This window comes from Roseateles sp., assembly GCF_019237615.1.
Lineage (GTDB): Bacteria > Pseudomonadota > Gammaproteobacteria > Burkholderiales > Burkholderiaceae_C > Pelomonas.
In genome coordinates this window covers 19,675-32,719 of record NZ_JAFAGT010000030.1, presented here as the reverse complement: position 1 = coordinate 32,719, position 13,045 = coordinate 19,675, and the positions used below count along the sequence as shown (strand labels likewise).

Genomic DNA, 13,045 nt, shown 5'->3' with positions numbered 1-13,045 from the left:
GGTCCTGGCGACGGCCGCCGCCAGCGCCGCCGGCTCGGTGTCGCACACCGCCGCCAGCATGGCCCGATCGGCGTGCCGCTCCACGGCCTGGATGTGGTTCTGCGCGATGCGGCCGCAGCCGATGAGTGCGAAGCGGACCTGGCGGCCCGTGACGGGGGGGCGATTGGACGACATGGGCAATACGGGCGACGTAAGGCCCGCATTGTCCCGCGAGCTCAGGCCTCCAGCGCGAGCAGCTCTTCCACCGTCTGGCGGCGGCGGATCAGCCGGCTCGCGTCGCCGTCCACCAGCACCTCGGCGGCCAGCGGCCGGCTGTTGTAGTTGCTGGACATGGAGGCACCGTAGGCACCGGCGTCGTGGATGACCAGCAGGTCGCCCACCGCGGCGGGCGGCAGCTCGCGCGTCAGCACCTCGCCGCCGGGACCTTGCGTGAACACGTCGCCCGACTCGCACAGCGGGCCGGCCACGACGCTGGACTGCACGGGGCCGCCGGCGCCGATCAACGTCATCGCGTGGAAGGCGCCATACATGGCTGGCCGCATCAGCTCGTTGAAACCGGCATCCACCAGCACGAAGCGATTCACGCCCGCGCTCTTGACCGCCCTCACCTCGGCCAGCAGCACGGCGCTCTCGGCGACCAGGTAGCGGCCGGGCTCCAGCTCCAGCTTGAGCGCGTGGCCCACCAGCGCCTCGGCCTCGCGGCGCGCAGCGTCCCAGAGGCCGAAGTAATGGTCCACGTCGATGCGTGCATCGCCGTCACGGTAGGGGATGGACAGGCCGCCACCGGCCGAGATCGCCTGCAAGTCATGGCCGGCCGCGACCGTCTCGCGCACCAGGCCCACCATGGCCTGGCCCACCTGGGCCAGATGGCCGTAGTCCACGCCGGAGCCGATGTGCATGTGCAGCCCTTCCAGGTGCAGGCCGTGGCGGCGGATGGCGGCCAGCGCCGCGCCCAGGTCGGCGTGCCAGATGCCGTGCTTGCTGTGCTCGCCGCCGGTATTGGTCTTGTGGCTGTGGCCATGGCCGAAGCCGGGGTTGATGCGCAGCCAGACCGGATGGCCCGGCGAGGCCTGGCCCAACTGCTCCAGCATGTCGATGGAGCCGGCGTTGACGGGGATGCGGTGCTCGACGACGGTGGCCAGCGTCGCATGGTCCAGCAGGTCGGCCGTGAAGACGATCTCGTCGCCCCCGGCTGCGTAGCCCGCCGCCAGGGCGCGCAGGATCTCGCCGCGCGACACCGAGTCCACCTTGACGCCCGCCTCGCGCAGCAGCTTCAGGACGTGGATGTTGGAGCAGGCCTTCTGCGCGAAGCGCACGACGTCGAAGCGCTTCAGCGAGGCGGCGCGCTCGCGGATGGTGGCAGCGTCGTAGACCCACAGCGGCGTGCCGTGCTCGGCGGCCAGGGCTTGCAGGCGGGCGGGGGTCAGTGCGGCGGGCAGGGGCTTGGTCATGGCATGCAGCATGCCCGGCCCGACCCATCCAATCAAATTGAAATTTGTCCGGCGACAATTCAAATCTGATATGGAAATCCAGCACCGCCACATCGAGGTCTTCCGCGCCGTCATGACAGCCGGCAGCGTCACCGGGGCAGCCGCGCTGCTGCACACCTCGCAGCCCACGCTGTCGCGAGACCTGGCGCGGCTGGAACAGTTGCTGGGCTACGCCCTGTTCGAGCGCGAGCGCGGCCGGCTCAAGGCCACCGCGCGGGCACGGGTGCTGTTCGACGAGGTGGAGCGCAGCTTCCAGGGCCTGGCCCGCGTCATCGAGCGAGCCGAGGCGCTGGGGCGCGACGAGGACGCCGAGCTGACCGTGCTGAGCCTGCCGGCGCTCAGCCACGCGCTGCTGCCGGGTGCGCTCGCCACGCTGCTGGGCGAGCATCCCGGCGCGCGCGTGGACATCACGCCCGCCGAGCCGCCGCTGCTCGATGCCTGGATGAGCGAGCAGCGCTTCGACCTGGGCCTGGCCGAACAGGCGACGCCGCTGCCCGGCGTGCGCATCGAGCCGGTGCTGGAAGCCGACGAGGTCGCCGTGCTGCCGGCCGGCCATGCGCTGGCGTCATGCCAGCGCATGGCGCTGCAGGATTTCGCCGACCAGGACTTCATCAGCCTGGCCGCGGACGATTCCTACCGGCGCGAGATCGATGCCCGCTTCGGCGCCGCCGGCATCGCGCGGCGACTGCGCGTGCAGACGCACAGCGCGGTCGCGGTCTGCGAACTGGTCCGGGCCGGACTGGGCGTGGCCATCGTCAACCCGCTGACCGCAGCGGCCTGCGCCGGCCCGGGTCTGGTGGTTCGGCCGTTGGCGGTGTCTATTGCCTACCGGGTCAGTGCCCTGATTCCCTTGCATCGGCCCGCGCAGCCGCTGGTCGATGCCCTGCTCAACGCGCTGCGGTCGAACGCACCACCTGCGGCTTCGCCCCGAAACGCTTGACGATGCTGGCCTCGATGCCGGCCGCGTCCAGGCCGCACAGGCTCATCAGCTTGGCCGGGTCGCCATGCTCGACGAACTCGTCGGGCAGCCCCAGCTGCAGCACGGGGATGGCGATGCCCGCGGCGTTCAGCGCCTCGGTGACGGCGCTGCCAGCGCCGCCCATCACGCAGCCGTCCTCGACGGTGACGATCGCGTCATGCGTGCGCGCCAGCTCGGCAACCAGGCCCGCATCCAGCGGCTTCACGAAACGCATGTTGGCGACCGTCGCGTCCAGCCGCTCCGCCACCTCCAGCGCCGGGTACAGCAGCGTGCCGAAGGCCAGGATGGCGATGCGCTTGCCCTGGCGGCGCACTTCGCCCTTGCCCCACGGCTGGGCGGTCATGGCCTTGACCGGCACGACGCCCACGCCGGCACCGCGCGGGTAGCGCACCGTGACCGGGCCGTCGTGCAGGAAGCCGGTGTACAGCGCCTGGCGGCATTCGTTCTCGTCGGCCGGCGTCAGCACGGCCATGTTGGGGATGCAGCGCGTGTAGGCGATGTCGTAGTTGCCGGCGTGCGTGGCGCCGTCCGCACCGACGAGGCCGGCACGGTCCAGCGCGAACAGCACCGGCAGGTTCTGGATGGCCACGTCGTGCACCATCTGGTCGTAGGCGCGCTGCAGGAAGGTCGAGTAGATCGCGACGACGGGCTTGATGCCCTCGCAGGCCAGGCCGGCGGCGAAGGTCACCGAATGCTGCTCGGCGATGCCCACGTCGTGGTAGCGCTGCGGGTAGCGCTTGTGGAACTCCACCATGCCCGAGCCTTCGCGCATCGCCGGCGTGATGCCCACCAGGCGCGGGTCGGCCTCGGCCATGTCGCACAGCCAGTCACCGAAGACCTGCGTGAACGTCGTCTTGGGCGGCGTGGCGGGCTTCACGAAGCCCACGGCCGGGTCGAACTTGCCGGAGGCTGCGTGGTACTTGACCGGATCGGCCTCGGCCAACTTGTAGCCGGCGCCCTTCTTCGTGACGATGTGCAGGAACTGAGGGCCCTTCTTGTCGCGCAGGTTCTCCAGCGTCGGGATCAGCGAGTCCAGGTCGTGTCCGTCGATGGGGCCGACGTAGTTGAAGCCGAACTCCTCGAAGATGGTGCCGGGCACGACCATGCCCTTGGTGTGCTCCTCGAACTTGCGAGCGAACTCGTAGAGCGGCGTGTTCTTCAGCACGCTCTTGGCGCCCTCACGCGCGGCGGCGTAGAAGCTGCCGCTCATCAGCCGGGCCAGGTACTTGTTCAGCGCACCGACCGGCGGGCTGATCGACATGTCGTTGTCGTTCAGGATGACGAGCACGTCGCCCAGCAGGCCGCCATGGGCCACGCCGGCATTGTTCAGCGCCTCGAAGGCCATGCCGGCCGTCATCGAGCCGTCGCCAATGATGGCCACGGCCTTGCGGTTCTCACCCTTGAGCTTGGCCGCCATGGCCATGCCATGGGCGGCGGAGATGCTGGTGGACGAATGGCCGGTGCCGAAGGTGTCGTACTCGCTCTCGTCGCGACGCGGGAAGCCGCTGATGCCGCCCAGCTGGCGCAGGCCCGACATGCGCTCGCGGCGACCGGTCAGCACCTTGTGCGGGTAGGTCTGGTGACCCACGTCCCACACCAGCCGGTCTTCCGGGGTGTTGAACACATAGTGCAGCGCGACGGTCAGCTCGACCGTGCCGAGGTTGGACCCCAGATGGCCGCCGGTCTTGGAGACGCTCTCCAGCACATAGGCGCGCACCTCGTCGGCGAGCTTCCTCAGTTCCGTGCGCGGCAGGCGGCGCAGGTCGGCCGGGCTGGCGATGCTGTTCAGCAGGGTGTAGTCCATGGCTAAGACCTGGGTTCCGGGTGGATCTCAGCTGTCCCGCTCGACGACCGAGTCGGCCAGCAGGCTCAGATGACTGACGTCGGCCAGGCCGCTGGCGGCCAGCGCCGCCTTGGCCTCGGCCCGCAGCGCCTGGGCCAGCGCCCGCGCGGCCTCCAGGCCCAGCACGCTGACATAGGTCGGCTTGTTGGCATCCTGGTCCTTGCCGGCCGTCTTGCCCAGCACGGTGGAATCCTGGGTCACATCGAGGATGTCGTCAACGACCTGGAAGGCCAGGCCCAGCGCCGCGCCGTAGCCGGACAGCGACTTGGTCGCCTGCGCCGACGCCGGCCCGCAGGCCGCGCCCATCATGACGCTGGCCTGCAGGAGCACGCCGGTCTTGCGGCGGTGCATGTCGCGCAGCGTGCATTCGTCCAGCGGCTTGCCGATGCTGGCCAGGTCGATGGCCTGGCCGCCGGCCATGCCGTCATGGCCGGCCGAGCGGGCCAGCAGCGAGCACAGCCGCGCCTGCAGCGCGGGGGCGATGCCCTCGTCCGGGGTCAGCACCTCGAAGGCCAGCGCCTGCATCGCGTCGCCGGCCAGCATGGCCTGGGCCTCGCCGAAGGCGACATGCGTGGTCGGCTTGCCGCGACGCAGGACATCGTCGTCCATGCAGGGCATGTCGTCGTGCACCAGCGAATAGGCATGGATGAGCTCGACGGCGCAGGCCGCCCGCATCGCCGCGAAACCGTCGCCGCCGACGGCCGCGCAGCTGGCCAGCACCAGCAGGGGACGCAGTCGCTTGCCGCCGCCCAGCACGGCATAACGCATCGCCTCGCCCAGCCCGGCGGGCGCGCCGGCCGGCACCAGATCGTCCAGCGACGCCTCGAAGGCGCTCAGCGACGCCTGCGCCCAGCGCTCAAAGTCCTGTGCATTCAAGATTCCGGGCCCTCCCAGGCCTTCAGTTCGGCGCCGTCCAGCAGCTTGACCTGCTGCTCCACCGCCAGCAGGCGGCCACGGCACAGCGCCAGCAGTTCGGCACCGCGCTTGTAGCTGTGCAGGAGCTGGTCCAGCGGCAGCTGCTGACCCTCCATCGCCGCCACCAGCCGCTCCAGCTCGTCGAGCGCCTGCTCGTAGCTGAGTTCGTTGCCGTCGGGATCGGCAGCCTTGGTGCGGGACGAAGTCTTTGTCATTTCAAAACGCGAAACGGCAATTGTAGTCAGCGGGTTTCACGAGACTGGCGGACAAGAGGTAACCGTCGGCAGCGCGACACAGGCATGCGTAGAATCCCGCACCTCTCGCTCGAGCGCGCACGCGCGCTGCCCGGGCTCCCTTTCCACACCTAGCAACCTGGCCGACTCGGCAGCCCCGAGATGCGCCGGAGGGACGCAGCACCCCTACTCTCGCCTGAAAGACCCGCCTGGATCATGTCCGACCTGAGCCTCCCCGTCTCGGCGCTACAACGCAGCCAGACCCAGCTCCCGGTGAGCGCCTACTTCGATACCGATCTGTTCCACCGCGAACAGGCCAGCATCTTTCAGCGAGGGCCCCGCTATGTCGGCCATGCACTGGCCGTCCCCGAAATCGGGGACCACTACGCCCTGCCGCAGGAGGGCGAGGGCCGGACGCTGATCCGGTCCGCCCAGGGCATCGAGCTGATCTCCAACGTCTGCCGGCACCGCCAGGCGGTCATGCTGCGCGGGCGCGGCAACACCCAGGCCAACATCGTCTGCCCGCTGCACCGATGGACATATTCACATCAGGGCGAGCTGATCGGCGCACCGCATTTCAGCCAGGACCCCTGCCTGGACCTGAACCGCTACAAGCTCCAGGAATGGAACGGCCTGCTGTTCGAGGACAACGGGCACGACGTCGCGGCCGAGTTGAGCCGGCTGGGGCCGCGCGCTCAGCTGGACTTCGGCGGCTTCGTGCTCGACAAGGTCCAGGTCCATGAATGCAACTACAACTGGAAGACCTTCATCGAGGTCTATCTGGAGGACTACCACGTCGGCCCCTTCCATCCCGGCCTGAGCGGCTTCGTCACCTGCGACGACCTGGCCTGGGAGTTCGGCAAGCACCACTCGGTGCAGACCGTGGGCGTGCATGAGGCGCTGACGCGGCCCGGCTCGCCGGTCTACCAGCGCTGGCACGACCAACTGCTGAAGTACCGCGAGGGCCGCCCGCCACAAGCCGGCGCGATCTGGTTGACCTACTACCCGCACATCATGGTCGAGTGGTACCCGCATGTGCTGGTGGTGTCCACGCTGCACCCGCAGGGGCCGCAGAAGACGCTCAACCTCGTCGAGTTCTACTATCCCGAGGAGATCGCCGCCTTCGAGCGCGACTTCGTGGATGCCCACCAGGCCGCCTACATGGAGACCTGCGTCGAGGATGACGAGATCGCCGAGCGCATGGACGCCGGCCGCAAGGCCTTGCTGATGCGCGGCGACGACGAGGCTGGTCCCTACCAGAGCCCCATGGAAGACGGCATGCAGCACTTCCACGAATGGTTCCGGCAGCAGATGGGTCGCATCGGCTGATGCCGGCCTCGGCGCTCATGGTCGCGGCGACGCTGCTGTTCGCCACCATGGGCGTCTGCGTCAAGCTGGCCAGCGAGTTCTACGCGGCCAGCGAGATCGTCATGTACCGCGGCCTGGTCGGCGCCGTGATGATGGCCCTGCTGTCGCACCGCCAGGGGCTGAGCCTCAAGACCCGCCTGCCCGGCATGCACCTGTGGCGCAGCGTCTCCGGCGTCACCTCGCTGTGCCTGTGGTTCTACGCCATCAGCCATCTGCCGCTGGCCACGGCGATGACGCTGAACTACATGTCCTCGGTCTGGATGGCCCTGTTCCTGCTGGGCGGTGCCGTGCTGATGGGCGCCCAGCGCCTGGACTGGCGGCTGATGGCCTCGGTGCTGCTCGGCTTCGTCGGTGTCGCGCTGATCCTGCGACCCACGCTGGACCAGCAGCAGCTCTGGTACGGCCTGGCCGGCCTGCTGTCGGGCATGATCGCCGCGATGGCCTATCTGCAGGTCACTGCCCTGGGCCGGGCAGGCGAGCCCGAGCTGCGCGTCGTCTTCTACTTCTCGGTCGGCGGCTGCGTGGCCGGCGCCCTCATCACCGGCGCGACCCAGGGCGGCCTGCAGCCCCACACGCCGTGGGGCGCCGCCCTGCTGCTGGCCGTGGGCGTGCTGGCCACCGCCGCCCAGGTCTGCCTGACGCGGGCCTACTCCGTCGGCAAGCCCCTGGTGAACGCCTGCCTGCAATATCTGGGCATCGTGTTCTCCTTCATCTACGGCATGCTGCTGTTCAAGGATCCGCTGACCTGGCAGGCCGGCCTTGGCATGCTGCTCATCATCGGCGCCGGCCTGGCGGCCACGCTGCTGCGCAGCCAGGTCGCCCCGCCGGCCAAGGACAGCCAGTTCAACCCCGCCGAGTCATGACCTATACGACGCTGATCTCCCCCGCCGAGCTGCGCGCCCTGAACGACCCGCTGATCGTCGACTGCGGCTTCGATCTCGCCGACACCGACGCCGGCGAGCGCGCCTATGCGGCCGGCCACATCCCCGGTGCCTTCTATCTGCACCTGGACCGCGACCTCTGCGGCGCCAAGACCGGCCCCGACGGCGCCTTCCGCGGTCGCCACCCGCTGCCCGAGCGCACCGATCTCGCTGCGCTCTTGCGCCGGCTGGGCCTCGCCGCCGGCCGCCAGGTCGTGGTCTACGACCGCCAGGGCAGCCCCTATGCCGCCCACCTGTGGTGGATGCTGCGCTGGCTGGGACATGCCGAGGTCGCCGTGCTGGACGGCGCCTGGGATGGCGACATGTCGACCGAGGTCCCCACGGCAACCGCCACCGACTGGCAGCCCGGTCAGCCTCTGGTCGGCCAGATCGCCGCCGCCGAGCTGCTGAACCAGCTCGGCAAGGTCCGCCTCATCGACGCCCGCGCCGCCGAGCGCTTCCGCGGCGAGGTCGAGCCGCTGGACAAGGCCGCCGGCCACATCCCCGGCGCGAGCAACCGCTTCTTCAAGGACAACCTGGGCGCCGACGGCCGCTTCAAGCCGGCGGCCCAGCTGCGTGCCGAGTTCCAGCCCCTGCTCGCGCCGCATGCCGCCGCCGCCGTCGTGCACCAGTGCGGCTCGGGCGTGACGGCCTGCCACAACCTGCTGGCCATGGCCCATGCCGGCCTGGGCGACGGCCTGCTCTACCCGGGTTCCTGGAGCGAATGGTCGTCCGATCCGGCCCGCCCGATCGCCAAGGGATGAACAACGGCTTGATTTCCGACAAGCATTCCGGTGCCTGATGCGCCAAACTGTGGTTCTCCGCAACGACGACTGGAGGACAGAATGTTCAAACGCATCCTCGTTCCCACGGACGGCTCCGACATCACCGCCAACGCGGTCAACACCGCCATCCAGCTCGCCAAGGTGCATGGCGCCCAGTTGCTGACGCTAAGCGTCATGGAGCCCTTCCCCTACAGCGCGGTCTCCGAGATCCAGCCCGTGCCGCCGCAGGAGTTCATCGACGCCCAGCAGCGCGTCGCCACCCAGCGCGTCGAGGCCGTCAGCGCGACGGCCGCGGCCCAGGGCCTGTCCTGCAAGGCCCACACCGTCGAGGCCCTGCACGCCTGGGAGGCCATCATCGACCATGCCAAGGCCGAGGGTGTCGACCTCATCGTGATGGCCTCGCATGGCCGCCGCGGCGTCGCCGCGCTGCTGCTGGGCAGCGAGACGCAGAAGGTGCTGACGCACACCAATCTGCCGGTACTGATCGTCAAATGATCTCTCCCGGCACCTGAAACGGGGCTGGCGACCAATCGCCGCCCCTCCCCGCCGCTCACCGCGCGGCAGGGTGAAAACCCTCTCTTGAGCTCCGAGGCAGCCGCTCGAGATGGGCTGCATGTTCAGCTTCTTCCATCCCAGGCCCGTCACCGACTCGAGGCCTGTTGCCGAACACTCGGTCCGGCAGACCCGGCCAGCCCTGCCCGCGCTGGCGGCGGCGCCCGGCATCGCGACACCCGCGCCGGGCACGACCCACCCGCCGATCCGGTTCACCGTCGACTACGGCCTGCGCGAGTACATCGCCGTCGTCCACGAGCACCTGTCGACCGTGCTGGCCGAGCGAGGCCTGGCCCACGAGCGCCAGGGCCTGTGCATCCGGCTGATGCTGGCGCTGCTGATACCGCCGATCTTCTTCCTGAAGAGATGGCGCATCGGCAGCTGCCGTTTCGAGATCGATGGGCAGCGCCTGACCCGCCGCAGCCGTAGCGGCGTCCTGACATTGCCGTGGAACGAGGTTGCCGCCCTGCACCGTTACAGCGGTGCCTATCTGGTCGCGACCCGAAGAGGCGCGATGCCCTTGCCGTACCGCTGCTTCAGCGCTGGCGAGCGACGGCGCTTCGACGCCTGGACAGCCGGCATCCGGCCGGCATGACGGCGCATCAATGCGAGCCGTGCAGCATGGTGGCCACACCCAGGGCCACCGCCAGGCCCACGACCAGCCACAGCACCTGGGCCAGCGTCTCGTGCCAAGCCAGGCGCTGCTGCAGCTGGGGCAGCAGGTCGGCCACCGAGATGTAGATGAAGCTGCTGGAGGCCAGCACCAGCAGATAGGGCAGCACGCCGTCGAAGCTGCCGATCAGGAAATAGCCCAGCACGCCGCCCACCACCGAGGCCATGCCTGAGATGGCGTTGAACAGCAGCGCCTTGGCGCGCGACAGGCCCGCGTTCAACAGCACGATGTAGTCGCCCACCTCCTGCGGGATCTCGTGGGCCACGATGGCCAGCGCCGTCGCGAAGCCCAGCCGCGTGTCGGCCAGGAAGGCGGCCGCGATGATGGCGCCGTCGCAGAAGTTGTGGATGCTGTCGCCCACCAGCACCGTCAGCCCGCCGCGGCCGGCCTGCTCGGCATCGAAGTGGTGGTGATGGTGGTGGCCATCGCCCTCGTGGTGGTGCACATGGCGGTAGAGCTCCACCTTCTCGAGCAGCCAGAAGAACAGCAGGCCGCCCAGCAGCACGGCGAACAGCGTCTGCGGCTGGGCCGTGCGGCTTTCGAAGGCCTCGGGCAGCACGTTCAAGAGCGAGGTACCCAGCAGGATGCCGGCCGACAGGCTGACGAGGCTCTTCACGAGGCGGGTCAGCACGCCGACGGTCAGGCTGGCGGCGACGAGCACCGATAGCAGCCCGCCCGCGAAGGTGGCGAGCACGATGTAGAGAAGGGTCATGGGGTCCGGCAAAAGCAACGGGCCACAGCCATGGACTGCGGCCCGAACCCGATCAGCGTAGCAGAGCTGTCAAGCGACGCCGTGCGTCCTGAACCAGGCCAGGCAGCGCGCCCAGCCGTCCTCGGCCGCCGCCTTGCGGTAGCTGGGCCGGTAATCGGCGTGGAAGGCATGCGGCGTGTCGGGGTAGACGACGAACTCGCACCTGGTATTGCCGGCGGCCTTCAGCGCGGCTTCCAGCTGCGTCAGCGTCTCGACCGGGATGCCCCCGTCCGCCGCGCCATACAGCGCCAGCACCGGCGCCTTGATGCTGGCGGCGCGCTCGATGACGGTCTTGTCGCCGGCGTGATAGCTGCGCGCCACCGGGCCATACCAGGCCACCGCCGCCGTCAGCCTGGGGTTGTGCGCCGCATAGGACCAGACCGCGCGCCCACCCCAGCAGAAGCCGGTGATGCCAAGCTTGCCGGTGTCGCCGCCGTGGGCCGCGGCCCAGGCGACGGCGGCATCGAGGTCGCCGTTGACCTGGGCGTCGGACGCCTTGCTGACGACCTCGCTGATGAGCTTGGGGATGTCGGCGTAGGCACCGGCGTTGCCGTGGCGCGCGAAGAGCTCGGGCGCGATGGCCAGATAGCCCTGCTTGGCGAAGCGCCGGCAGACGTCGGCGATGTGCTCGTGCACGCCGAAGATCTCGCTGGCCACCAGCACGACAGGCAGGTTCTTGCGGCCCGCGGGCGCGGCGCGGTAGGCGGGCATCTGGAAGTCGCCCACCGGGATGTCGACGCTGCCGGCCTCCAGGCCCGCCGTGTCGGTCGTGATGGTCTGCGCCGTCACCGGCAGCACGGCGGCCGCGAAGCCACTGCCCACCGTCGTCTGCACGAAGCTGCGGCGACTGAAGTCGCGGGACGGCGTCAGGCTGTCGATCTCTTCTTTCAACATGGCATCTCCTGAGGGAGGTTGCGAAGGGGGCGTCAAATTTTGCCCCGACAATCCGCGTCCATGACGACGCGCCCCGATTCCGCCAGCCGACGCAGCAACGCCTCCGCGCGGCCGCCCTCTCTCGGGGGACGGGTGGGACGGGGCCTGGTCCCGCGGGCGCCGGGCCACCAGCTCTGGGCCTCCATCGACATCGGCTCCAACAGCTTCCGGCTGGAGCTGGCCCGCCTGACCGGCGAACGCTACCAGCGCGTCAGCTACATCAAGGAGAGCGTGCGCCTGGGCGCCGGCCTGGATGCCCAGGGCATGCTGACCGAAGAGGCCATGCAGCGCGGCCTGGCCTGCCTGAAGGGGTTCGGCGACCAGCTCGTCGGCATCCCGCCCGAGCGCATCCGCGCCGTCGCGACGCAGACGCTGCGCGAAGCCCGCAACCGCAACGCCTTCCTGGCCCGCGCCGAGGCGGTGCTGGGCCACCCCGTCGAAGTGATCGCCGGCCGCGAGGAGGCCCGCATGATCTTCGCCGGCGTCGCGCGCCTGCAGCCGTCCAACCAACCCCGCCTCGTCATCGACATCGGCGGCCGCTCCACCGAGATGATCCTCGGCCGCGGCCGCAAGCCGCTGCTGGCCGAGTCCTTCGGCGTCGGCAGCGTGGGCCTGTCGCTGCGCTTCTTCGGCGAGGGCCGCTACACCGCCGAGGCCTTCCGCGCTGCGCAGGTCGCGGCCGGCGCCGAGCTGGAGGAGGCGCTGACGCTGTTCCGCCCCGAGCTCTGGCAGGAGGCGCTGGGCTCGTCGGGCACGGTCGGCGCGGTGTCGCAGATCCTCGCCGCCGCGGGACAGACGGACGGCCGCATCACACCCGCCGCGCTGCGCTGGTGCATCGAGCGCTGCATCGCCGCCGGTTCGCAGGACAAGCTGCAACTGCCCGGCCTGAAGGACGACCGCCGTCCCGTCGTCGCGGGCGGCCTGTGCATCCTCTACACGCTGCTGACCCAGTTCGGCATCGACGAGCTGCTGCCCACCAAGGGCGCGCTGCGCCAGGGCGTCATCTTCGACCTGGCCGAGCGCCTGCAGCCCAGCGGCGCGCGCGACCCGCGCGGCGCATCGGTCGCCGAGCTGCAGCTGCGCTTCGGCGTCGATGTGGCCCAGGCCGAACGCGTCGCAGCCCAGGCGGAACGGCTCTACCGCCACCTCGCGCCCAAGCCGTCGGCCGAGCTGCTGCGCGAGCTGCGCTGGGCCGCGGCCCTGCACGAGATCGGCATGCTGGTGTCGCACCACGACCACCACCGCCACAGCGCCTACCTGATCGCCCACGTGGACGCGCCGGGCTTCTCGACCAATCAGCTGCAGCGCCTTGGCGCACTGGCCCTGGGCCAGCGCGGCGGCCTGCGCAAGCTGGAGCCCCAGCTGGCCGACCCGGCACTGCTGGAGCAGATCGTCGCGCTGCGCCTGGCCGTCATCCTCTGCCATGCGCGCACGCCGGTGCAGGGCACCGGCCCGATGCTCCGGCGCGACGGCCGGCAGCTGACGCTGCGCAGCCCCAAGAGCTGGTCCGAGGGCCAGGCGCGCACACGCTTCCTGCTGAAGGAAGAGGCGGAGGCCTGGGCCCGCACCGACCTGCTGGAGCTCTCGGTGGCCTGAGCTCAGC

General features: G+C 70.0%; 14 protein-coding genes. 7 read left to right on the top strand and 7 right to left on the bottom strand.

What is annotated here, in order from left to right:
* Together JOY88_RS05470 and lysA are read right to left on the bottom strand one after the other, a co-directional pair.
* On the bottom strand, nucleotides 1-174 hold a 174-nt coding region (locus JOY88_RS05470), incomplete at its 3' end, for a Gfo/Idh/MocA family oxidoreductase (RefSeq protein ID WP_293501034.1).
* Between the two features lie 41 nt (nucleotides 175-215).
* The gene (lysA, locus tag JOY88_RS05465; protein ID WP_293501033.1) at nucleotides 216-1,451 is read right to left on the bottom strand and encodes a diaminopimelate decarboxylase; all 1,236 of its coding nucleotides are present in this window, start codon (nucleotides 1,449-1,451) and stop codon (nucleotides 216-218) included.
* Nucleotides 1,452-1,521: 70 nt separating this feature from the next.
* Here lysA and JOY88_RS05460 point away from each other — a divergent pair, with 70 nt between their 5' ends.
* Nucleotides 1,522-2,430: a LysR family transcriptional regulator gene (locus JOY88_RS05460; protein WP_293501032.1), complete on the top strand. Its 909-nt coding sequence runs from the start codon at nucleotides 1,522-1,524 to the stop codon at nucleotides 2,428-2,430.
* Here JOY88_RS05460 and dxs read toward each other — a convergent pair.
* From dxs to xseB, 3 genes are read right to left on the bottom strand one after another with little or no spacing between them, the layout of a single operon-like run.
* A complete protein-coding gene (gene dxs, locus JOY88_RS05455; RefSeq protein ID WP_293501031.1) occupies nucleotides 2,378-4,273 on the bottom strand; it encodes a 1-deoxy-D-xylulose-5-phosphate synthase in 1,896 nt (631 codons plus the stop codon). The two genes, JOY88_RS05460 and dxs, sit on opposite strands and share 53 nt — an antisense overlap.
* A 27-nt stretch (nucleotides 4,274-4,300) precedes the next feature.
* Nucleotides 4,301-5,188, bottom strand: coding sequence for a polyprenyl synthetase family protein (locus tag JOY88_RS05450; protein ID WP_293501030.1), 888 nt, complete (start codon nucleotides 5,186-5,188; stop codon nucleotides 4,301-4,303).
* A complete protein-coding gene (xseB, locus tag JOY88_RS05445; RefSeq protein ID WP_293501029.1) occupies nucleotides 5,185-5,442 on the bottom strand; it encodes an exodeoxyribonuclease VII small subunit in 258 nt (85 codons plus the stop codon). Before xseB ends, JOY88_RS05450 begins: the two co-directional genes overlap by 4 nt.
* 234 nt (nucleotides 5,443-5,676) lie before the next feature.
* Between xseB and put2H the strand changes: the two genes are divergently transcribed.
* The 5 genes from put2H (at nucleotide 5,677) to JOY88_RS05420 (ending at nucleotide 9,680) form a co-directional block, all read left to right on the top strand.
* On the top strand, nucleotides 5,677-6,789 hold the full coding sequence (put2H, locus tag JOY88_RS05440) for a putrescine 2-hydroxylase Put2H (RefSeq protein ID WP_293501028.1): 1,113 nt from the start codon (nucleotides 5,677-5,679) through the stop codon (nucleotides 6,787-6,789).
* A complete protein-coding gene (locus JOY88_RS05435) occupies nucleotides 6,789-7,691 on the top strand; it encodes a DMT family transporter (protein WP_293501027.1) in 903 nt (300 codons plus the stop codon). The genes put2H and JOY88_RS05435 overlap by 1 nt, the downstream gene beginning before the upstream one ends.
* On the top strand, nucleotides 7,688-8,512 hold the full coding sequence (locus JOY88_RS05430; RefSeq protein WP_293501025.1) for a sulfurtransferase: 825 nt from the start codon (nucleotides 7,688-7,690) through the stop codon (nucleotides 8,510-8,512). The genes JOY88_RS05435 and JOY88_RS05430 overlap by 4 nt, the downstream gene beginning before the upstream one ends.
* A gap of 81 nt (nucleotides 8,513-8,593) precedes the next feature.
* Nucleotides 8,594-9,028, top strand: a complete 435-nt coding sequence (locus tag JOY88_RS05425; protein WP_293501024.1) for a universal stress protein — start codon at nucleotides 8,594-8,596, stop codon at nucleotides 9,026-9,028.
* 118 nt (nucleotides 9,029-9,146) lie between these two features.
* Nucleotides 9,147-9,680, top strand: coding sequence for a YcxB family protein (locus tag JOY88_RS05420; protein ID WP_293501023.1), 534 nt, complete (start codon nucleotides 9,147-9,149; stop codon nucleotides 9,678-9,680).
* A gap of 7 nt (nucleotides 9,681-9,687) precedes the next feature.
* Here JOY88_RS05420 and JOY88_RS05415 read toward each other — a convergent pair whose 3' ends face one another.
* Both JOY88_RS05415 and JOY88_RS05410 read right to left on the bottom strand, forming a co-directional pair.
* On the bottom strand, nucleotides 9,688-10,470 hold the full coding sequence (locus JOY88_RS05415; protein WP_293501022.1) for a ZIP family metal transporter: 783 nt from the start codon (nucleotides 10,468-10,470) through the stop codon (nucleotides 9,688-9,690).
* A gap of 69 nt (nucleotides 10,471-10,539) precedes the next feature.
* Nucleotides 10,540-11,403: a dienelactone hydrolase family protein gene (locus tag JOY88_RS05410; protein WP_293501020.1), complete on the bottom strand. Its 864-nt coding sequence runs from the start codon at nucleotides 11,401-11,403 to the stop codon at nucleotides 10,540-10,542.
* Between the two features lie 60 nt (nucleotides 11,404-11,463).
* Between JOY88_RS05410 and JOY88_RS05405 the strand changes: the two genes are divergently transcribed.
* A complete protein-coding gene (locus tag JOY88_RS05405) occupies nucleotides 11,464-13,038 on the top strand; it encodes a Ppx/GppA phosphatase family protein (RefSeq protein WP_293501018.1) in 1,575 nt (524 codons plus the stop codon).
* Nucleotides 13,039-13,045: the final 7 nt, after the last annotated feature.

What these genes read in the sequence shown, in the direction of transcription:
- lysA (WP_293501033.1), bottom strand. Translation starts at nt 1,451, where the DNA reads ATGACCAAGCCCCTGCCCGCCGCACTGACCCCCGCCCGCCTGCAAGCC.
- JOY88_RS05460 (WP_293501032.1), top strand. Translation starts at nt 1,522, where the DNA reads ATGGAAATCCAGCACCGCCACATCGAGGTCTTCCGCGCCGTCATGACA.
- dxs (WP_293501031.1), bottom strand. Translation starts at nt 4,273, where the DNA reads ATGGACTACACCCTGCTGAACAGCATCGCCAGCCCGGCCGACCTGCGC.
- xseB (WP_293501029.1), bottom strand. Translation starts at nt 5,442, where the DNA reads ATGACAAAGACTTCGTCCCGCACCAAGGCTGCCGATCCCGACGGCAAC.
- put2H (WP_293501028.1), top strand. Translation starts at nt 5,677, where the DNA reads ATGTCCGACCTGAGCCTCCCCGTCTCGGCGCTACAACGCAGCCAGACC.
- JOY88_RS05435 (WP_293501027.1), top strand. Translation starts at nt 6,789, where the DNA reads ATGCCGGCCTCGGCGCTCATGGTCGCGGCGACGCTGCTGTTCGCCACC.
- JOY88_RS05430 (WP_293501025.1), top strand. Translation starts at nt 7,688, where the DNA reads ATGACCTATACGACGCTGATCTCCCCCGCCGAGCTGCGCGCCCTGAAC.
- JOY88_RS05425 (WP_293501024.1), top strand. Translation starts at nt 8,594, where the DNA reads ATGTTCAAACGCATCCTCGTTCCCACGGACGGCTCCGACATCACCGCC.
- JOY88_RS05420 (WP_293501023.1), top strand. Translation starts at nt 9,147, where the DNA reads ATGTTCAGCTTCTTCCATCCCAGGCCCGTCACCGACTCGAGGCCTGTT.
- JOY88_RS05415 (WP_293501022.1), bottom strand. Translation starts at nt 10,470, where the DNA reads ATGACCCTTCTCTACATCGTGCTCGCCACCTTCGCGGGCGGGCTGCTA.
- JOY88_RS05410 (WP_293501020.1), bottom strand. Translation starts at nt 11,403, where the DNA reads ATGTTGAAAGAAGAGATCGACAGCCTGACGCCGTCCCGCGACTTCAGT.
- JOY88_RS05405 (WP_293501018.1), top strand. Translation starts at nt 11,464, where the DNA reads ATGACGACGCGCCCCGATTCCGCCAGCCGACGCAGCAACGCCTCCGCG.